At 65.3% G+C, this 19,949-nt stretch carries 19 protein-coding genes; 12 read left to right on the top strand and 7 right to left on the bottom strand.

Annotated features, from left to right (window positions below; translation table 11 throughout):
- Window positions 1-28: 28 nt before the first annotated feature.
- Complete coding sequence (locus tag AC5Y5B_RS02455; protein WP_112631642.1) at window positions 29-577, top strand: MmpS family transport accessory protein; 549 nt, start codon at window positions 29-31, stop codon at window positions 575-577.
- Entirely contained in the window at window positions 574-3,504 is a 2,931-nt protein-coding gene (locus AC5Y5B_RS02450) for an MMPL/RND family transporter (protein ID WP_112631641.1), read from the top strand. The genes AC5Y5B_RS02455 and AC5Y5B_RS02450 overlap by 4 nt, the downstream gene beginning before the upstream one ends.
- A 278-nt stretch (window positions 3,505-3,782) precedes the next feature.
- On the opposite strand, the gene AC5Y5B_RS02445 is transcribed toward AC5Y5B_RS02450, so the two are convergent.
- The 4 genes from AC5Y5B_RS02445 to AC5Y5B_RS02430 form a co-directional block, all read right to left on the bottom strand.
- Window positions 3,783-4,298, bottom strand: coding sequence for a DUF5078 domain-containing protein (locus AC5Y5B_RS02445; protein WP_112631640.1), 516 nt, complete (start codon window positions 4,296-4,298; stop codon window positions 3,783-3,785).
- Between the two features lie 79 nt (window positions 4,299-4,377).
- A complete protein-coding gene (locus tag AC5Y5B_RS02440; protein WP_112631639.1) occupies window positions 4,378-5,289 on the bottom strand; it encodes a crotonase/enoyl-CoA hydratase family protein in 912 nt (303 codons plus the stop codon).
- Window positions 5,290-5,296: 7 nt separating this feature from the next.
- On the bottom strand, window positions 5,297-5,608 hold the full coding sequence (locus tag AC5Y5B_RS02435; RefSeq protein WP_112631638.1) for a hypothetical protein: 312 nt from the start codon (window positions 5,606-5,608) through the stop codon (window positions 5,297-5,299).
- Window positions 5,609-5,618: 10 nt separating this feature from the next.
- Window positions 5,619-7,661, bottom strand: a complete 2,043-nt coding sequence (locus tag AC5Y5B_RS02430; protein ID WP_500003220.1) for a prolyl oligopeptidase family serine peptidase — start codon at window positions 7,659-7,661, stop codon at window positions 5,619-5,621.
- A gap of 66 nt (window positions 7,662-7,727) precedes the next feature.
- Between AC5Y5B_RS02430 and exaC the strand changes: the two genes are divergently transcribed.
- Genes exaC through AC5Y5B_RS02400 form a run of 6 tightly spaced genes read left to right on the top strand, consistent with a single transcriptional unit; the run spans window position 7,728 to window position 12,341 of the window.
- Complete coding sequence (exaC, locus tag AC5Y5B_RS02425) at window positions 7,728-9,251, top strand: acetaldehyde dehydrogenase ExaC (RefSeq protein WP_112631636.1); 1,524 nt, start codon at window positions 7,728-7,730, stop codon at window positions 9,249-9,251.
- Window positions 9,251-9,736, top strand: coding sequence for a DUF779 domain-containing protein (locus AC5Y5B_RS02420; protein ID WP_112631635.1), 486 nt, complete (start codon window positions 9,251-9,253; stop codon window positions 9,734-9,736). Before exaC ends, AC5Y5B_RS02420 begins: the two co-directional genes overlap by 1 nt.
- Window positions 9,737-9,755: 19 nt before the next feature.
- On the top strand, window positions 9,756-10,034 hold the full coding sequence (locus AC5Y5B_RS02415) for a putative holin (protein WP_205869020.1): 279 nt from the start codon (window positions 9,756-9,758) through the stop codon (window positions 10,032-10,034).
- The gene (locus tag AC5Y5B_RS02410; protein WP_500003215.1) at window positions 10,027-10,602 is read left to right on the top strand and encodes a hypothetical protein; all 576 of its coding nucleotides are present in this window, start codon (window positions 10,027-10,029) and stop codon (window positions 10,600-10,602) included. Before AC5Y5B_RS02415 ends, AC5Y5B_RS02410 begins: the two co-directional genes overlap by 8 nt.
- 49 nt (window positions 10,603-10,651) lie before the next feature.
- Window positions 10,652-12,049 carry a dihydrolipoyl dehydrogenase gene (gene lpdA, locus AC5Y5B_RS02405; protein WP_500003211.1) on the top strand — a complete coding sequence of 466 codons (1,398 nt, stop codon included), beginning with the start codon at window positions 10,652-10,654 and terminating at the stop codon, window positions 12,047-12,049.
- A 10-nt stretch (window positions 12,050-12,059) separates the two neighbouring features.
- Window positions 12,060-12,341, top strand: a complete 282-nt coding sequence (locus tag AC5Y5B_RS02400) for a hypothetical protein (RefSeq protein ID WP_112631632.1) — start codon at window positions 12,060-12,062, stop codon at window positions 12,339-12,341.
- Here the strand turns inward: AC5Y5B_RS02400 and AC5Y5B_RS02395 are convergent, their stop codons facing one another.
- Both AC5Y5B_RS02395 and ramB read right to left on the bottom strand, forming a co-directional pair.
- Window positions 12,342-12,902: a carboxymuconolactone decarboxylase family protein gene (locus tag AC5Y5B_RS02395; protein WP_112631631.1), complete on the bottom strand. Its 561-nt coding sequence runs from the start codon at window positions 12,900-12,902 to the stop codon at window positions 12,342-12,344. It abuts the gene before it with no gap.
- Window positions 12,903-12,972: 70 nt separating this feature from the next.
- A complete protein-coding gene (ramB, locus tag AC5Y5B_RS02390) occupies window positions 12,973-14,397 on the bottom strand; it encodes an acetate metabolism transcriptional regulator RamB (protein WP_112631630.1) in 1,425 nt (474 codons plus the stop codon).
- A 160-nt stretch (window positions 14,398-14,557) separates the two neighbouring features.
- On the opposite strand from ramB, the gene AC5Y5B_RS02385 reads away from it, so the two are divergent.
- The 4 genes from AC5Y5B_RS02385 (at window position 14,558) to AC5Y5B_RS02370 (ending at window position 18,964) form a co-directional block, all read left to right on the top strand.
- Entirely contained in the window at window positions 14,558-15,352 is a 795-nt protein-coding gene (locus AC5Y5B_RS02385) for an acyl-[acyl-carrier-protein] thioesterase (protein WP_112631735.1), read from the top strand.
- 267 nt (window positions 15,353-15,619) lie between these two features.
- A complete protein-coding gene (aceA, locus tag AC5Y5B_RS02380) occupies window positions 15,620-16,906 on the top strand; it encodes an isocitrate lyase (RefSeq protein WP_112631629.1) in 1,287 nt (428 codons plus the stop codon).
- A gap of 241 nt (window positions 16,907-17,147) precedes the next feature.
- Complete coding sequence (locus AC5Y5B_RS02375) at window positions 17,148-18,011, top strand: 3-hydroxybutyryl-CoA dehydrogenase (RefSeq protein ID WP_112631628.1); 864 nt, start codon at window positions 17,148-17,150, stop codon at window positions 18,009-18,011.
- A 92-nt stretch (window positions 18,012-18,103) separates the two neighbouring features.
- Complete coding sequence (locus AC5Y5B_RS02370) at window positions 18,104-18,964, top strand: cyclopropane mycolic acid synthase family methyltransferase (RefSeq protein WP_500003204.1); 861 nt, start codon at window positions 18,104-18,106, stop codon at window positions 18,962-18,964.
- Window positions 18,965-19,024: 60 nt separating this feature from the next.
- Here the strand turns inward: AC5Y5B_RS02370 and pcaA are convergent, their stop codons facing one another.
- The gene (pcaA, locus tag AC5Y5B_RS02365) at window positions 19,025-19,888 is read right to left on the bottom strand and encodes a cyclopropane mycolic acid synthase PcaA (protein WP_112631734.1); all 864 of its coding nucleotides are present in this window, start codon (window positions 19,886-19,888) and stop codon (window positions 19,025-19,027) included.
- Between the last annotated feature and the right edge of the window lie 61 nt (window positions 19,889-19,949).

Genomic DNA, 19,949 nt, shown 5'->3' with positions numbered 1-19,949 from the left:
GTGAATACGGGGAGGACTTGGAGCGCTTATGAGGACGATTGAGCCGACGACGGAGCCGCTTATGACGCAGGGCTCCGCGGGTAGGGAGGGCAACGAGGTCGCTCCGCGGCGCGCTGGGAAAAAGGGGCTCTTGGCGCGTTTCTGGCTGGTACTCACGATCGCCGCTGTAATCGCGCTGTCGGGATTCGTCGTGTACCGGCTGCACGGCGTCTTCGGCGTTCACAAGGGTTCGTTCGGTGGTGGCACCTCGGGCGAGGTCCTCGACGAGTTCAACGCCAAGACCATCACGCTTCAGGTCTGGGGCCCACCGGGCAGCACGGCAACCATCAACTACCTCGACGAAAACTCCCACCCTCAGCAGGCCCTCAACGTTCCCTTGCCCTGGAGCAAAGTATTGAGTTCGACGAAGCCCGGCATCCCGGCAAACCTCGTAGCGCAAGGAGACGGTAGTTGGATCGCGTGCCAGTTCGTGGTGAACAAACACGACGGGAGCGGTGACGTCATCAAGACTCCGAACCGATCAGATCCCAGCCAAACCGTGAACGCCTTCGTCTATTGCCTGGACAAGTCCGCATGAGCGAGCCGGGCGAGGTTCCGCCGCGCGTCGACCAGCCGCTTATCCCGCCGTTCCTGCCGCGGATGATACATCGGCTGGCCCTGCCGATCGTCCTGGTGTGGTTGGGCATCGTGTTCGTTACCAACACCGTGGCCCCGCAGCTGGAGGTCGTCTCCAAGCATCAGGCGGTGTCGCAGAGTCCGACGGATGCGCCCTCGTTCCAATCGTTGATGCACGTCGGATCGACGTTCAAGGAATTCAACTCCGATGCCTCGGCCATGATCGTGCTGGAGGGCAACCAGCCGCTGGGGGCCGAAGCGCACCGCTACTACGACGAGATCGTCAAGCGGGTTGAGCGCGACTCCAAGCACGTTCAGCACGTCCAGGATTTCTGGAGTGATCCGCTGACCGCCGCGGGCTCCCAGAGCCACGACCAAAAGGCGGCGTATGTCCAGGTTTATCTTTCCGGCAGAATGGGCGGCAGCCTGGCCTCCGAGTCGACCGAAGCCGTGCGGAAGATTGTGGACTCGGTGCCCGCACCACCCGGGATCAAAGCCTACGTCACCGGGGCGGGTCCACTGATCGCCGATCAGTCCCACGCGGGTGAGAAAGGCATCGCAATAGTCACCATGGTAACGATCCTGGTGATCATCGTGATGCTGTTGTTCGTCTACCGGTCGGTAAGCACCGTAGTGATCATGCTGACCATGGTTTTCATCGAGTTGGCTGCGGCAAGGGGCGTCGTCGCGACGCTGGGAAATTATGGGATCATGGGGCTGTCCACCTTTGCCAACAATATGCTGGTGTTGTTGGCGATCGCTGCCAGCACCGACTACGCGATCTTTATCGTAGGCCGCTACCACGAGGCACGCGGGTTGGGCGAGACGCGTGAACAAGCGTTCTACACCATGTTTCATGGCACTGCGCATGTGGTATTGGGTTCGGGCCTGACCATCGCCGGCGCGATGTACTGCTTGAGTTTCTGCCGGTTGCCATATTTCCAAACCATGGGCGTGCCCTGCGCCGTCGGGATGCTGGTCGCGGTCTTCGCTGCGCTGACCTTGGGCCCGGCGGTGCTCACGATTGCCACTTTCTTCAAGCTGATGGACCCGAAGCGAAAGTTGCAGACGCGGGGCTGGCGCCGAATCGGGACCGCAGTTGTGCGTTGGCCGGCCCCGATCCTGGCGGTCACAATTGGGATCGCCCTCGTCGGTCTGCTCGCGCTGCCCGGGTACAAGACGGACTACGACACCCGCCACTTTCTGCCGCCGGACACTCCCGCCAACGTCGGCTACGCGGCAGCCGACCGGCACTTCGACCAGGCCCGGTTGAATCCAGAGCTGTTGATGATCGAGACCGATCACGACTTGCGTAACCCAGCTGACTTCCTGGTTCTGGAAAAGGTCGCCAAGGCGGTGTTCCACATCCCCGGCATCGGCCGAGTGCAGACCATCACCCGGCCGCTGGGCACGCCGCTCGACCACAGCACCCTCGGGTTTCAGATGAGTGCCCAGGCCGCAGGGCGGATCCAGACCCAGCACTATCAGGACGAGCAGGCGGCGAATCTGCTCAAGCAGGCGGACGAGCTCCGTAAGACGATGGCAACGCTGCATGAGCAGATGCAGGTAACCCAGGATCTCAGCAACACAACACACGAAACCACCAAGCTCACCAAAGAAACCGTGCACATCACGGAAGCGTTGCGCGACGACATCGCCAACTTCGACGACTTCCTGCGGCCGATTCGTAGCTACTTCTACTGGGAGAAGCACTGTTACGACATTCCGGTGTGCTGGGCGCTCCGGTCGGTCTTCAATGCGCTCGACGGGATCGACCAGGTGGCTGAGAACATTGTGAAGCTCAGCGCGAACCTCGACAAGCTAGATCGCATCCAGCCGAAGCTGGTGGCGCTGATACCGCCGCAGATCGAAAGCCAGCAGCGCAACCTCGACACCATCATGTCGAACTACGCGACCACCATGGGTCTCAACGAACAGGCGAGAGCGCAGTCCGACAACGCCACCGCAGAAGGCGACGCCTTCGACAGAGCGAAAAACGACGACACGTTCTACCTGCCGCCGGAGGCGTTCAAGAGCCCGGATTTCGCCCGGGGTCTCAAACAATTCATCTCGCCCGACGGGCACGCCGTCCGGCTGATCATCTCCCACGAGGGCGACCCGGCGAGTCCTGAAGGTATCAAACACATCGACCCAATCAAGCAGGCCGTGCACGAGGCGATCAAGGGCACCCCGTGGGAGGGCGCCAAGGTTTACCTGGGCGGTACCGCCGCAACGTATAAGGACATGCGCGACGGATCCAACATGGACCTGATGATCGCCGGAATCGCCGCGACCACGTTGATTTTCATCATCATGTTGGTCATCACCCGAAGCTTGGTCGCGGCGTTCGTCATAGTCGGAACCGTGTTGCTGTCACTGGGCGCATCGTTCGGGCTCTCCGTGCTGTTATGGCAGTACATCCTAGGCATCCACCTGCACTGGATGGTGCTAGCCATGGCGATCATCCTGCTGTTGGCGGTCGGGTCCGACTATAATCTGCTGCTGATATCGAGGTTCAAAGAAGAGATCCACGCCGGACTCAAGACGGGTATCATCCGCGCCGTGGCCGGTTCGGGTTCGGTGGTGACCTCAGCCGGTCTGGTGTTCGCCGCGACCATGGCGACGTTCGCGTTCAGCCCGTTGCGTGTCATGGCCCAGGTGGGCACCACGATTGCGCTGGGTCTGCTGTTCGACACGTTGATTGTGCGGTCGTTCATGACGCCGTCGCTGGCCACCTTGCTCGGGCGCTGGTTCTGGTGGCCGCAGCACGTGCGTCCACGGCCGGCCAGCACCATGCTGCGACCGTACGGACCGCGCCGCGCCGTGCGCGAACTCATCCTCAACGACGTCGACGAGCACCCGGCGGGCGGAGTGGTACAGCCGCGCTGATCTTCACCTCACGCGAGTGTCGAGATTCCCGCCGGCGTGAAGAACTGCGGATCGGCTTGTGGGCGTGGGTAAATCACTTCGCGGCGAGAAGTGTCGATGCGGCGTCCGCCTTTATGTCGGTGCAACGCCGGCTTTACGCAGTGGCCGAAGCTCGGCGGTCGCGAGACGCACAACCCGCCACCGCAATGAAGACCAGCGGCTCGTGCGCTAATGCAGACCAGGGGGCGACGCACCGGACAACGATCGGTTGCGGGCGCCGTCAGCGCGATTGCCCGGCCTCAGCCTTGGGGCGGGTCGACCCTGCCCTTGACCGGCCCTGGCCACCCAGGTGGACCAGTCGGCTCGGCCCAGTCCCACACCGACATGTCGCCGGGCGGGTATTGGTTGCAGATATCGGTGGCCTTGGCCACCACGCCCTTGTTGTTCCAGAAGATCTTCATGTGGTTGGGCCAGGCCACCCACAGCGGGTCGGACACGGGCGCATAGAAGTTCTCGGAGTAGTTCCGGCGGTCCTGCGGGGACAGCGAGTAGAACCAGTGCGCCTTGTCGATGGTCGCCTGCTGGACGTTCGGGTGGTTGTCGAAGTCGATCATGTAGCGCTGGTAGTACACCGGGCTGGTGTCCCGGGCGGCCGCCAGAATCTGCTCGGCGTCACACGTGGTGTTGATCATCCGGCGGGGGACCGGGAAGTCCTCCGTGGAATCGGCTACCGCGGTCGACGGAAAGATCGCAGCGGTGATACCCAGAGCAAGGAACGCGGCGCCTGCACGCAGGCCAGTACTCAGCCGAGACATAGCAGTTACGGTAGCACTTTTTGTCCGGCCGGGAACAGTTCCCAGCTCACTGCCAGAATTTGGCTAGCGCATCTCAGTATCAGTCGCGATCAGGGACGATGACGTGGCTGGGATCCGGCCGCAGCTCCGGCGGGGCCTGGCTGTAGTCGCCGAACGGACCGTCGCGGCGCTCGATCGCCGCCCGCACACCGTCGGCTTCGGCGGCCTTGATGAAGGCCAGCGCGTCGGGGGTGTTGCGCATCAGGCCGTCGAGGATGCCGCCCAGCGTCTGGGTGGAGGCCAGCCCCATGTTCTCGTAGGCCTGGTTGACGATCAGCTTCTGGGCCTGCAGCTGCGACAACGGAATCTGCGCAAGCTCGGCGGCGACCTCGGCGACCCGCGCCTCCAGCCGCTCGAACGGCACGGCCTCGTTGATCAACTCGACCTCGGCGGCCTGCACGCCGGTGAGCGGGCGGCCGGTCAGCGAGTGCCACTTGGCCTTGGCCAGGCTGAGCCGGTAGAGCCACATCCCGGTCAGGTATGCCCCCCACATCCTGCTGTAGGGCGTGCCGATCACCGCGTCCTCGCTGGCGATGACGAGGTCGGCGCACAGCGCGTAGTCGCTGGCCCCGCCCACGCACCAGCCATGCACCTGGGCGATCACCGGCTTGGACGCCCGCCAGATGGCCATGAATTTCTGGGTGGGCCCGGTCTCGCGGGCGCTGACCATCGCGAAGTCCTTGCCCGGATCCCATTGCCCGTCGGTCATCATGGACTCGCCCCAGTGCTGGAAGCCGCCGCCGAAGTCGTAGCCGCCGGAAAAGGCGCGGCCCGCGCCGCGCAGCACGATGACCTTGACCGCCGGGTCGCGCTCGGCCAGGCCGATGGCGGCCTCGATCTCGTCGGGCATCGGCGGCACGATGGTGTTGAGCTGTTCCGGGCGGTTCAGCGTGATGGTGGCCACCGGGCCGGCCGTCCTGTACAGCAGCGTCTCGAAGTCACGGGTCGGCATAGCGTCCTTACGGGTCGGGCTGACGGTTTTCCGGTGAGGATGCGTAGATGCGCCCGCCGATCTTGAGATACGGCGTGGTGAGGTACGCCGAGAAGGCGATGATGGCGGCAAACACCGCCGCCGAGAGCACGCCGTTCGGCCAGAGCCGGCCCGTCCCGAACGCAAAACAGACGATGCCGATGATCGCGGTCGCCCAGTAGAACCGGCGTCCGGCGCTGCGGTGCTTGACGAACCGGTACCGCGCCTGCGCCGCTGAGGCCAGGATGAAGATCAGCCCGGTCGCCAGCAGGGTGAGTTCGATGCGTTGGATCGCTGACACATCGACGATCCTATGGCCGCGCGAGCATCTGCCATAGGAACGAGTAGGTCAGCGCGGACTTGAACGCCACCTGCTCGTTGTCCGCCGCGCCGGCATGGCCGCCCTCGATGTTCTCGTAGTAGAAGACGGTATGACCGGCCGCCTCGAGTGCGGCCGCCATCTTGCGGGCGTGCCCGGGGTGCACCCGGTCGTCGCGGGTGGAGGTGGTCATCAGCACCGGCGGGTAGCGGCGTGTCGCCGAAATGTTCTGATACGGCGAGTATTCGGAGATGAAGGCCCAGTCGTCGGGGTTGTCGGGGTCGCCGTACTCGGCGACCCAGGAGGCGCCGGCCAGCAGCAGGTGGTAGCGCTTCATGTCCAGCAGGGGCACGCTGCACACCAGCGCGCCGAACCGCTCTGGATACTGCGTGAGCATGATGCCCATCAGCAGGCCCCCGTTGCTGCCGCCCTGCGCCCCGAGCCGCTCGACGCTTGTGATGCCGCGGTCCACCAAATCCGTTGCGACGGAAGCGAAGTCCTCGGCCACCTTGTGTCGGCCCTCCCGCATCGCCTGGGTATGCCAGCCGGGGCCGTATTCGCCGCCGCCGCGAATGTTGGCCAGCACGTACGTTCCGCCGCGGGCCAGCCACAGCCGGCCCAGCACGCCGCTGTAGCCCGGCGTGTTCGACGATTCGAAGCCGCCGTAGCCATAGAGCAGGGTGGGCGCCGGTCCCTCGGAGGCCTGTGGGCCGCCGGGCCGCACCACGAAGTAGGGGATCGACGTGCCGTCCCGCGATGCGACGAAGTTCTGTGTCACCGAGATGTTTTCGGCATCGAAGAACGCCGGCGCGGACTTGATCTGCTCGAGGCGCCCGTCGTCGGTTCCGCGCATCAGCCGCGACGGCGTGTCGAATCCGCTGGAATCCAGGAAGAATTCGTCGCCGGTGTCGTCGGCGGAGACGACTACCGTGTTCGTCGCGGCGGGAATGCCGGCCACCGGCTCGCGCCGCCAGTCACCGGGCGTGACGATCTCCACGCGGCTGGCCACGTCGACCAGCGAGACGATGAGCAGCCGGTCGCGGGTCCACGCGTAGTGGTTCAGCGCGGTGTGCTCGTCGGGTTCGAACACGACCTGCAATTGCGCCGTGCCGGCGAGGAATTCCTCGTATTTCGCGGCCAGCAGCGACCCGGCGGTGTAGGTGGCCTCGCCCACCGACCAGTCGCTGCGCAGCTCGATCAACAGCCACTCGCGGTGCAGGCTCACACTGGCGTCGGTGGGCGCATCGATGCGGATCAGTTCCGACCCGCGCAGCTCGTAGACCTCCTCGTTCCAGAAGTCCAAGGCCCGGCCGATCAGGGTGCGCTCGAAACCGGGGATGCGGCTGGCGCTCGCCACCACGTTGACGTCGGAACGAGATCCCTCGAAGACCGTCTCGGCGTCGGCGAGGGGGGTGCCGCGGCGCCACCGTTTGACCACCCGCGGATAGCCGGAGTCGGTGAGCGAATCGTCGCCGAAGTCGGTGCCGACCAGCACGGTGTCCGGATCGGCCCAGCTCACCTGCGACTTGGCTTCCGGCAGATTGAATCCGTCGTCGACGAATTCCCTTGTCTCCATGTCGAATTCGCGCACGATCGAGGCGTCGGAGCCGCCGCGCGAGAGGCTGACCAACGCGCGGGTGTATTCCGGATAGATGACGCCGGCGCCGGCCCACACCCATTTCTCGCCGTCGGCCCGACCGAGTTCGTCGACGTCGATCAGCACGTCCCACTCCGGGGAGTCGGTGCGGTAGCTGTCCAGTGTGGTGCGCCGCCACAGCCCGCGGGGGTTGGCCGCGTCGCGCCAGAAGTTGTAGAGGTACTCGCCGCGGCGGACCACGTAGGGGATGCGGGCGTCGGTGTCGAGCACCTCGAGCGCCTCGATGCGCATCCGCTCGAAATTCTCGTCACGAAAGCGCGCCAGCGTCGGCTCGTTACGCGCCCGCACCCAGCCCAGCGCCTCCGCGCCGGTGACATCCTCGAGCCACAGGTACGGATCGTCATTGGTTTCGGGGCCGGCCGGTGCTTGCGACGTCATGGAAGCCATTGTGGCGTCGGCGGTAGTGTGAGGTGAATTACACAGCCGAACGAGGGGTGAGAGCAGATGACTGTTTTCGCACGTCCGGGTTCTGCCGGGGCATTGATGTCGTATGAATCCCGCTACGAGAACTTCATCGGCGGGCAGTGGGTTGCGCCGGCCAAGGGGCGTTACTTCGAGAACCCAACCCCGGTCACCGGCCAGACGTTCTGCGAGGTGGCCCGCTCCGATGAGGCCGACATCGACAAGGCGCTCGACGCCGCGCACGCCGCCGCCCCGGGGTGGGGCAAGACCGCGCCGGCGGAACGGGCCGCGATCCTGAACAAGATCGCCGACCGCATCGAGGAGCACACCGCGGCGCTGGCGGTAGCCGAGGTCTGGGACAACGGCAAGCCGATCCGCGAGGCGCTGGCCGCCGACATTCCGTTGGCCGCCGACCACTTCCGCTACTTCGCCGGGGCGCTGCGCGCGCAGGAGGGCTCGCTGAGCCAGATCGACGACGACACCGTGGCCTACCACTTTCACGAGCCGCTCGGGGTGGTCGGACAGATCATCCCGTGGAACTTCCCGATCCTGATGGGGGCCTGGAAGCTGGCGCCGGCGCTGGCGGCCGGCAACGCGGTGGTGCTCAAACCCGCTGAGCAGACACCGGTTTCGGTGCTCTACCTGATGTCGCTGATCGGCGACCTGCTGCCGCCGGGAGTGGTCAACGTGGTCAACGGGTTCGGTGCCGAGGCCGGCAAGCCGCTGGCGTCGAGCAACCGGATCGCCAAGATCGCGTTCACCGGCGAGACCACCACCGGGCGGCTGATCATGCAGTACGCCTCGCAGAACCTCATCCCGGTCACCCTGGAGCTCGGGGGCAAGAGCCCCAACATCTTCTTCTCCGACGTGATGGCCAAGGCCGACGACTACCAGGACAAGGCGCTGGAGGGCTTCACCATGTTCGCCCTGAACCAGGGCGAGGTCTGCACGTGCCCGTCGCGCAGCCTGGTTCAGGCCGACATCTACGACGAGTTCCTCGAGCTGGCCGCGATCCGCACCAAGGCCGTCCGCCAGGGCGATCCGCTGGACAGCGAGACCATGCTGGGCTCGCAGGCGTCCAACGACCAGTTGGAAAAAGTGTTGTCCTACATCGAGATCGGCAAGGACGAGGGCGCCAAGGTGATCACCGGCGGCGAACGCGCCGAGCTCGGCGGTGACCTGTCCGGCGGCTTCTACATGCAGCCCACCATCTTCAGCGGCAACAACAAGATGCGGGTGTTCCAGGAGGAGATCTTCGGGCCGGTGGTCACCGTGACGTCGTTCGCCGATTACGACGACGCCATCTCGATCGCCAACGACACCCTCTATGGGTTGGGGGCCGGGGTGTGGAGCCGCGACGGCAACACCGCGTACCGGGCCGGGCGCGACATCCAGGCCGGCCGGGTGTGGGTGAACTGCTACCACGTCTATCCCGCCCACGCGGCGTTCGGCGGCTACAAGCAGTCCGGCATCGGCCGGGAGAACCACAAGATGATGCTGGACCACTATCAGCAGACGAAGAACCTGCTGGTGTCCTACTCCGAGAAGGCGCAGGGCTTCTTCTGATGGTTTGTCCCGCCGGGGTGGCCATCACCGCCGCGGCCGCCGAGGTGCTGACGCGGCTGCAGGCCACGCACGGCCCGGTGATGTTCCACCAGTCCGGCGGCTGCTGCGACGGGTCGTCGCCGATGTGTTACCCGCTCGGCGATTTCCTGGTCGGTGACCGTGACGTGTTGCTCGGCGTCCTCGACGTCGGGACAGACGGTGTGCCGGTATGGATTTCGGGTCCGCAGTACGCCGCCCACTATCGCGACAAGCACACCCAACTGGTCATCGACGTGGTGCCGGGCCGCGGGGGCGGGTTCAGCCTGGAGGCCCCCGATGGGGTGCGGTTCCTGTCCCGCGGCCGCGTCTTCAGCGACGACGAACAGGCCGCCCTGGCCGCCGCGGCGGTGATCACCGGCGCGGATTACGAACGCGGTGAACGCCCACCGGCCCGGGGCCCGGTGGTGACCGACGCGGCGTTTCGAACCTGCGCCCCGCGCCGGTAGCCGCAGTACAGTCGAGAAAGTGATCCCCCTTCCGCGTCCCTGGGTGTTGGCCAGCGCCATGCTGATCGGCAGTGCGGTCGGACTTTTGGCGGGCGTGGCGTGCACCGTGGCGACGCACGCCGGCGTCCGCCCCGGCCTCGCCATCGCGTCGGTGGTCGGCATCCCCAGCGTCGCCGGGCTGGCGACGATCCTGTTCTCCGGGCGCCGGTGGGTCACGATGCTCGGTGCGTTCCTGCTGTCGGTGGCGCCGGGCTGGTTCGGTGTGCTCGTCGCCCTGCGGGTGACCGCCGGTGGCTGACGACAAGGACGCCTCGAGCCCCGGCACCGAGGCGTTCGTACCGGACTTCTCCGACGACGACTCCGAGCACACCGGCACCCAATCCTGGGTGCCCGATTTCGACGACGACACCGGCGAGCACCCCGCGGTGCCCGTGCCGGAGCCCGCCGCCGCACCGGCGGGCGCGACGCCCACGCCGGAGGCCGGCGAGCAGGAGCCGCCCGAGCCCGCCGGACCGGTGCAACCGATCAACGTGCCCGGCCGATATCTCTACCTCAAATGGTGGAAGCTGGCCCTGGTGCTGCTGGGCGTGTGGTCCGCGGCGGCGGTGATCGGGCTGGGGTTGTTCTATTGGTGGTATCACTCGGCCGACAAGACCGCGGCGCTGTTCGTGGTCCTGGTCTACGTGGTGGTGTGCATCGTCGGCGGGGTGATGCTGGCGATGACCGAAGGCCGGCCGCTGGTCTCGGCGCTCTCGGTGGCGATGATGTCCGGCCCGTTCGCCGCGCTGGTCGCCGCGGCGCCCCTGTACGGCTACTACCACTGCGAACGAATGGGGCACTGTCTCGTCAGCGTCATTCCGTATTGACGGCTCGCCCGGGCGGCCGTCGGGGGCCATGGCCAACTAGGGTGGGCTCGTGACTTCTCACTATGACGTCGTCGTCCTCGGGGCCGGTCCCGGCGGATATGTCGCAGCCATTCGTGCCGCCCAGCTCGGCCTGTCCACCGCGGTGGTCGAACCGAAGTACTGGGGCGGCGTCTGCCTCAACGTCGGGTGCATCCCGTCCAAGGCGCTGCTGCGCAACGCCGAACTCGCCCACATCTTCACCAAAGAGGCCAAGACGTTCGGCATCAGCGGCGAGGCGACCTTCGACTACGGCGCCGCTTTTGACCGCAGCCGCAAAGTGGCCGAGGGCCGCGTCGCCGGCGTGCACTTCCTGATGAAGAAGAACAAGATCACCGAAATCCATGGCTACGGCCGCTTTACCGACGCCAACACGATCTCGGTCGAGCTCAACGAGGGCGGCACGGAGACCGTCACGTTCGACAACGCCATCATCGCCACCGGCAGCAGCACCCGCCTGGTCCCCGGCACGTCACTGTCGGCCAACGTGGTCACCTACGAGGAACTGATCCTGTCCCGGGAGCTGCCGGAGTCGATCATCATCGCCGGCTGCGGGGCGATCGGCATGGAGTTCGGCTATGTGCTGCGCAACTACGGCGTCGACGTGACCGTCGTCGAGTTCCTGGCGCGCGCCCTGCCGAACGAGGACGCCGAGGTCTCCAAGGAAGTCGAGAGGCAGTTCAAGAAGCTGGGCGTCAAAATCCTGACCAACACCAAAGTCGAGTCCATCTCAGACAACGGGTCCGAGGTGACCGTGGTGGTCAGCAAGGACGGGAACTCACAGGAACTCAAAGCCGCAAAAGTGTTGCAGGCCATCGGTTTTGCACCCAACGTCGAGGGGTTCGGCCTCGAGGCGGCCGGCGTCGCGCTGACCGACCGCAAGGCCATCGGGATCACCGACTACATGCGCACCAACATCGAGCACATCTACGCCATCGGCGACGTCACCGGAAAGCTGCAGCTGGCCCACGTCGCCGAGGCCCAGGGCGTGGTGGCTGCCGAAACCATCGCCGGCGCAGAAACTTTGGCGCTCGGTGACTACCGGATGATGCCGCGCGCGACGTTCTGCCAGCCCAACGTCGCCAGCTTCGGGCTCACCGAGGAGCAGGCCCGCGACGAAGGCCACGACGTGGTGGTGGCGAAGTTCCCGTTCACCGCCAACGGCAAGGCCCACGGCGTGGGCGACCCCAGCGGGTTCGTCAAGCTGATCGCCGACGCGAAATACGGTGAGCTGCTTGGCGGACACCTGGTGGGCCACGATGTCTCCGAACTGCTTCCGGAGCTGACGTTGGCCCAGAAGTGGGACCTGACCGCCACCGAGCTCGCCCGCAACGTGCACACCCATCCGACCATGTCCGAGGCGCTGCAGGAATGCTTCCACGGCCTGACCGGGCACATGATCAATTTCTGAGCCACGAGATATGCGCACCGTCGTCCGTCCTGATGCCGTCGCGGGTGCCGCCGGTGGCCTGGCGACCGGTTATGTCCTGTGGCTGCTGGCCATTTCGAACGGCGACAACTCGACCGCGGGCCAGTGGGGCCCCCTGGTGTTGCTGGCATCGGTGGTGCTGGGGATCGTCGCCGCGCTCTGGGGATTGCGGCAGCGCCGGCGTGGCAAGCGGCCGTGGGCGGCGTTCGCGTTCGCGCTGCCGGTGCTTCCCGTGATACTGACGCTGGCCATCCTCGCCGACGTCTACCTGTAGCTAGCGCGGATGGTCCAGCGGAATCTCGAGCGCTGACATGGTCGCGGCCAGGCCATCGTATTGGCTTGCCAGCAAACAGAATTCGATCAGCTGCCGCCGATCCAGATGGGTGGCCAGCGCCCGCCAGGTCTCGGCGGTGACGGTCCGGTCCTTGACGAACTCATCCGTCGCCGCCAGCAGCGCCTGCTGACGCACGGTCAGGCGGGCGTCGACCGGGTCCAGCTGCTGCGGCCATGCGAAGATCGCGGCCTGCAGCTCGGCGTCCAGGCCGGCCGCCCGCGCCATCCGGCGATGGTGCTGCAACTCGTATTCGCAGGTGCGCAGGTGCGCGACCCGCAGGATCACCAGTTCGGTGTCGATGGTCGGAAGCTTGCCGCGCAGCAGCCGGCCCCCGTAGGCCAACCAGGTCCAGAACAGCAGGCGGCGCTGACCCAGGGTGGTGAACAGGTGCATCTCCGGGGCCCGCACGGTGCGCGCACCGAGCTTGGCGATCACCCAGTTGATGGGCCCGAGTTCGCGCAGCCGCCCCGGCGGGATGCGGCCGTCCGACACGGCGTTCATGCGCCGCTCTCCCCCGCAAGCGGGAGGTGCCCCCGCCTCATCGCTTCGCTCTGCATCGTCGTCGGCGGGTTCACGGTTGGGTCACCAGATAGGGGGACACCGTGCTGCGGTGCTCGTCGAGATCCAGTGCGCGGCCGAGCGCGGGGAATGCGCGCTGGGGGCAGTTGTCGCGTTCGCAGACCCGACAGCCCGCGCCGATGGGTGTGGCCACTGTTCCTGGTTCCCCCGAGACGTCGAGTCCCTCCGAGTAGACCAGCCGGTGAGCGTGGCGAAGCTCGCAGCCCAGGCCGATCGCGAAGGTCTTACCCGGCTGACCATACCGGGCCGCGCGCCGTTCCACGGTGCGGGCCACCCACATGTAGTTGCGGCCGTCGGGCATCTGCGCGATCTGCACCAGGATCTTGCCCGGATTGGCGAAGGTCTCGTACACATTCCACAGCGGGCAGGTGCCTCCGCTGGAGGAGAAGTGAAAACCCGTGGCGGACTGACGTTTTGACATGTTCCCGGCGCGGTCGACCCGGACGAACGAGAACGGCACGCCGCGCATCGACGGCCGCTGCAACGTCGAAAGCCGATGCGCGATGGTCTCGTAACTGATCGAGTAGAACGACGACAGCCGCTCGACGTCGTATCGGAAATTCTCCGCGACGTCGTGGAACTGGCGGTAGGGGAGCACGGTGGCCGCGGCGAAGTAGTTGGCCAGCCCCAGCCGGGCCAGGGTGTGTGACTCGTCGCTGGTGAACTTGCCCTCCTCCACCAAAGTGTCGATCAGATCGCCGAACTCGAGGTAGGCCAATTCGGCGGCCATCTTGAACACCTGCTGCCCCAACGACAGGTGGTTGCTGAATTCCAGCGTCTTGGTCGTGGGGTCGAAGCGGTGCAGCACGGTGTCGCCCAGGTCGATCCGCCGGTTGATGTGCACGCCGTGCACCTCGGTGAGCCGGCGGGTCAGCTCGCGGGCCAGATCGCCGTGGTGCAACCGCATCTTGATGGTCAGGTCCTCGGCGGCGGTGTCCAGCTCGTGCAGGTAGTTCTGCCGTTGGTAGAAGTAGTCGCGCACTTCCTCGTGCGGCATGGTGATCGACCCGCTGCCGCTGCCGTCGGAGTACCGCTCCTCGGTGGCCGCCGCGAGCTGCGCCGTGGTGATCCGGTAGCGCCGGTGCAGGTTGACCACCGCGCGGGCCAACGCGGGATGGGCGCTGACCATCTCGGCGACCTCGGTGGGGTCGACGTCGATGTCCAGGTCCCGGTCCATGGTGACCTCGCGCAGCTCGGCGACCAGCCGGGTGTCGTCCTGCGAGGAGAAGAACGTCGCATCCACCCCGAACACCTCGGTGATGCGCAGCAGCACGGCCACCGTCAGCGGGCGAACGTCGTGCTCGATCTGGTTGAGGTAGCTGGGCGAGATCTCCAGCATCTGGGCCAGCGCGGCCTGGGAGAACCCGCGTTCGTTGCGGAGCTGGCGAACGCGTGACCCGACGAACGTTTTGGACACTTCACCGAGGTTACCGGCGATGCGAAGATGCGGTTCGCAGACTTGGCATCCGTGGCAGTCGCGCCGGGATTGGTGTTCGGCGCACCCCGTTGGCATGATGCGACCGGGGCCGCAGGCCTTAGCCTGGGGTGACCACGAGGAGGAAATGGGGAGCGAGGCCGTGAGCCTGGACAAACAACTGATGCCGGTGCCCGACGGTCACCCCGACGTGTTCGACCGCGAATGGCCGCTGCGGGTGGCCGATATCGATCGCACGGGCCGGTTGCGGCTGGACGCGGCCTGCCGGCACATCCAGGACATCGGGCAGGACCAGCTGCGCGAGATGGGCTTCGAGGAGACCCACCCGCTGTGGATCGTCCGCCGCACCATGGTCGATGTGATCCGCCCGATCGAATTCCAGGACATGCTGCGGTGTCGCAGGTGGTGTTCGGGCACCTCGAACCGGTGGTGCGAGATGCGGGTCCGCATCGACGGCCGCAAGGGCGGGCTCATCGAGTCCGAAGCCTTCTGGATCAACATCAACCGCGACACCCAGATGCCCTCGCGCATCTCCGACGACTTCCTGGCCGGCCTGCACAAGACCACCTCCGTCGACCGGCTGCGGTGGAAGTCGTATCTGAAGCCGGGCAGCCGCGACGACGCGGTCGAGATCCACGAGTTTCCGGTCCGGGTCACCGACATCGACCTGTTCGACCACATGAACAACTCCGTGTACTGGAGCGTCATCGAGGACTACCTGGCCTCCCACCTGGAGCTGATGCAGTTGCCGTTGCGCATCACCATCGAGCACGAGGCGCCGGTGGCGCTGGGCGACAAGCTGGAGATCATCTCGCACGTTCACCCGGCAGGATCCACCGAACAATTCGGTCCCGGGCTGGCCGATCGCACTGTTACAACGCTCACATATGCCGTCGGTGACGAGGCGAAAGCCGTCGCCGCGATCTTTGCTCGCTAACAGGACAAGCGTCCCGGTTAAATTGCGCGTGACCTGCGGCTTTGGGGTTACTGACGGGTAGCTTCTGAAACGGTTAAGTTTGTTCGCGACTTCGCAAGCTTCGCAAAATCGGCCCGTCCCGTTGCTTAAATTGGCAACTGAAACGGGTGGACCGGCCCCTATGAGCTGTGCCATCTTCGAGTTAGCACACCAGCGAAGTTGAGCCGCTAGCTACCGCCGGTGAGGCGTCCGCAACTCAGTAGTGAAGATCGTGAAGGAGCATGCCCAATGTCTGTCGTTGGCACCCCCAAGAGCGCCGAACAGATCCAGAAGGACTGGGACACCAACCCGCGTTGGAAGGGTGTCACCCGGACCTACACGGCCGAGGACGTCGTCGCCCTGCAAGGCACCGTAGTCGAGGAGGCCACCCTGGCCCGGCGCGGCGCCGAGGTGCTGTGGGAGCAACTGCACGACCTGGAGTACATCAACGCGCTGGGCGCCCTCACCGGCAACATGGCCGTGCAGCAGGTGCGCGCCGGCCTCAAGGCCATCTACCTGTCGGGTTGGCAGGTTGCCGGTGACGCGAACCTGTCCGGCCACACCTACCCCGACCAGAGCCTGTACCCGGCCAACTCGGTGCCGCAGGTGGTGCGCCGGATCAACAACGCGCTGTTGCGCGCCGACGAGATCGCCAAGGTCGAGGGCGACACCTCGGTGGAGAACTGGCTGGCGCCGATCGTCGCCGACGGTGAGGCCGGCTTCGGTGGTGCCCTCAACGTCTACGAGCTGCAGAAGGCCATGATCGCCGCCGGTGTGGCGGGATCGCACTGGGAGGACCAGCTGGCCTCGGAGAAGAAGTGTGGTCACCTCGGTGGCAAGGTGCTGATCCCGACCCAGCAGCACATCCGGACCCTGACCTCGGCCCGCCTGGCCGCCGACGTGTGCGACGTCCCCACCGTGGTCATCGCCCGCACCGACGCCGAGGCCGCCACGCTGATCACCTCCGACGTCGACGAGCGCGACCAGCCGTTCATCACCGGTGAGCGGACCAAGGAGGGCTTCTACCGGGTCCGCAACGGCCTGGAGCCCTGCATCGCGCGGGCCAAGGCCTACGCTCCGTTCTCCGACCTGATCTGGATGGAGACCGGCACCCCGGACCTCGAGCTGGCCGCCAAGTTCGCCGAGGGCGTCAAGTCCGAGTTCCCCGACCAGATGTTGGCGTACAACTGCTCGCCGTCGTTCAACTGGAAGAAGCACCTCGATGATTCCACCATCGCGAAGTTCCAAAAGGAGCTTGGCGCAATGGGATTCAAGTTCCAGTTCATCACGCTGGCCGGCTTCCACGCCCTGAACTACTCGATGTTCGATCTGGCCTACGGCTACGCCCGCAACCAGATGAGCGCGTACGTCGAGCTGCAGGAGCGCGAGTTCGCCGCCGAGGAGCGCGGTTACACCGCCACCAAGCACCAGCGCGAGGTGGGTGCCGGTTACTTCGACCGCATCGCCACCACGGTGGACCCGACCTCGTCGACCACCGCGCTGACCGGCTCCACCGAAGAGGGCCAGTTTCACTGAGGACGAGCGGGCTTTGGCCCGCGTGGACGAGGTGAAACCGACGGGTTGCGTCACTGAGGACGAGCGGGCTTTGGCCCGCGTGGACGAGGTGAAACCGACGGGTTGCGTCACTGAGCCCTCGGCGCAAGCCGCGCCCGGAAATTGAGATGAAGTAGCGTAGGCCCCGCCCAGCTGATCCTGGGCGGGGCCTATTGCGGTGCAAGACGATACGGGTTACCGGAGAGAACCGGAGAGAGATCAAGTGAGTGACGCAACGATTCAGCGCGTAGGGGTTGTCGGGGCCGGCCAGATGGGATCCGGCATCGCCGAGGTCTCGGTCCGCGCTGGTGTCGACGTGACCGTGTTCGAGACCACCGAGGCCCTCATCACGGCCGGCCGCAACCGCATCATCAAGTCGCTGGAACGGGGCGTCAGCGCCGGCAAGGTGACCGAGCGCGAGCGCGACCGGGCATTGAGCAAGCTCACCTTCACCACGGACTTGGCGGACCTCGCGGACCGCCAACTGGTCATCGAAGCGATCATCGAAGACGACGCCATCAAGGCGCAGGTGTTCGCCGAGCTCGACCGGGTCATCACCGATCCCGACGCGGTGCTGGCCTCCAACACATCCAGCATCCCGATCATGAAGATCGCCGCGGCCACCAAGAACCCGCAACGCGTGCTGGGTCTGCACTTCTTCAACCCGGTTCCGGTGCTGCCGCTGGTCGAGTTGGTCAGCACGTTGGTCACCGACGACGCCGCCGCCGCGCGCACCGAGGAATTCGCGAGCGCGGTTCTGGGCAAGCAGGTGGTGCGTTGCTCCGACCGGTCCGGCTTCGTGGTGAACGCGCTGCTGGTGCCGTACCTGTTGTCGGCAATCCGCATGGTGGAAGCCGGTTTTGCCACGGTCGAAGACGTCGACAAGGCGGTGGTGGCCGGGTTGTCGCACCCGATGGGCCCGCTGCGGCTGTCCGACCTCGTCGGTCTGGACACCTTGAAGCTGATCGCGGACAAGATGTTCGAGGAGTTCAAGGAACCGCACTACGCGCCGCCACCGCTGTTGCTGCGCATGGTGGAGGCGGGCCGGCTCGGCAAAAAGACGGGCCAGGGCTTCTACTCCTACTGAGCTGCCATCGACTTCGGCGACGCGCCCCGACCGGCCGCCGTGCCGTCGGTTAATATGCTCGCGACAAATAGGACGAAAGGGATGTATCGAGGATGACGAAACTGGAGCCCTATTACGAGGAGTCGCAGTCCATCTACGACGTCTCGGACGAATTCTTCGCGTTATTTCTCGACCCCACGATGGGCTACACCTGCGCCTACTTCGAGCGCGATGACATGACTCTCGAAGAGGCGCAAATTGCGAAGTTCGATCTGGCGCTGGGAAAACTGAACCTCGAGCCCGGGATGACGCTGCTGGACATCGGTTGCGGCTGGGGCGGCGCGCTGAATCGGGCAGTCGAGAAGTATGACGTCAATGTCATCGGAATCACGCTGAGCCGCAATCAGTTTGAGTACAGCAAGAACATGCTGGCCGGATTGCCGACGAGTCGCAACATTGAGGTGCGCCTGCAGGGTTGGGAAGAGTTCGAGGACAAGGTCGACCGGATTGTCACGATCGGCGCTTTCGAAGCGTTCAAGATGGAGCGCTATTCGGCATTTTTCGAGCGCGCCTACGACATCCTTCCCGATGACGGACGGATGCTTTTGCACACCATCTTGACCTACACGCAGAAACAGCAATATGAGCGCGGCGTTTCGATCACGATGAACGATATCCGCTTCGCGCGATTTATTGGCCAGGAGATTTTCCCCGGTGGGCAGCTGCCGGCCCAGGAAGACATTTTCAAATTCGGCGAGGCCGCCGGCTTCTCGGTCGAGCGGGTGCAGTTGCTGCAGAAGCATTACGAGCGAACCCTCAACATTTGGGCGGCCAATCTGGAGGCCAACAAGGAAAAGGCGATCGCCCTTCAGTCCCAAGAGGTCTACGACCGGTACATGCACTATCTGACGGGATGCGAGAACTTCTTCCGCAAAGGCATCACCAATGTGGGGCAATTCACGTTGGTCAAGTAACGCGGGACACGTCAGCCCCGAACGGTGAGCCGTTCGGGGCTGATTGCTTTGCTGAGCCGGTTACTTCTCCAACGTGAACTGGTTGACGTCGGTGTACCCCTCGCGGAACAGCTTCGCGCAGCCGGTCAGGTACTTCATGTACCGGTCGTAGACCTCTTGGGACTGGATGGCGATCGCCTGCTCGCGATTGGCCTCGAGTGCCTCGGCCCACAGGTCCAAGGTCCTGGCGTAGTGCAGCTGCAGCGACTGGACGCGGGTCAGGTCGAAGCCCACGGTCACGCCGTATTCGCCGACGGTCTGCGGCGTCGGCAGCCAGCCGCCCGGAAAAATCTCGGCGAGGATGAACTGCGAGAACTGGACGATTTCGTGGGTCAGCTTCATGCCCTTGGCGCGGGCGTCTTTGAACGACGGCCGAACGATGGTGTGCAGCAACATCACTCCGCCGGGGGGCAGCGCCTCGTAGGCCATCTTGAAGAAGCGGCCGTACCGTTGGCGGCCGAAGTGCTCGAACGCCCCGATCGACACGATCCGGTCCACCGGCTCGTGGAACTTCTCCCAGCCCTCGAGCAGCACCCGCCTGGTGCGGGGGGTGTCCAGCTGGTCGAACGACTCCTGCACGTGCTCGGCCTGATTCTCCGACAGGGTCAGGCCGATGACGTTGACGTCGTATTTCTCGATGGCCCGCCGCAGGGTGGCCCCCCAGCCGCAACCGATGTCCAGCAGCGTCATCCCGGGCTCGAGCTTCAACTTTCCCAGCGCCAGATCGATCTTCGCGATCTGCGCCTCTTCGAGCGTCATGTCGTCGCGCTCGAAGTAGGCGCAGCTGTAGGTCTGCGTGGGATCGAGAAACAGTCGAAAGAAATCGTCGGACAAGTCGTAATGGGCTTGCACGTTTCCAAAATGCGGCGTCAGCTGCACGGACATGTCGAACACGAGCCTTTCTATATGCGGGCGGCAGGGACTGACAACCAAATAACCCCGTTTT

The sequence above is a fragment of the Mycobacterium sp. NGS33 genome, assembly GCF_059812885.1.
Note: the sequence above shows the minus strand (reverse complement) of the source record. Positions and strands in the feature narration are given on the sequence as shown.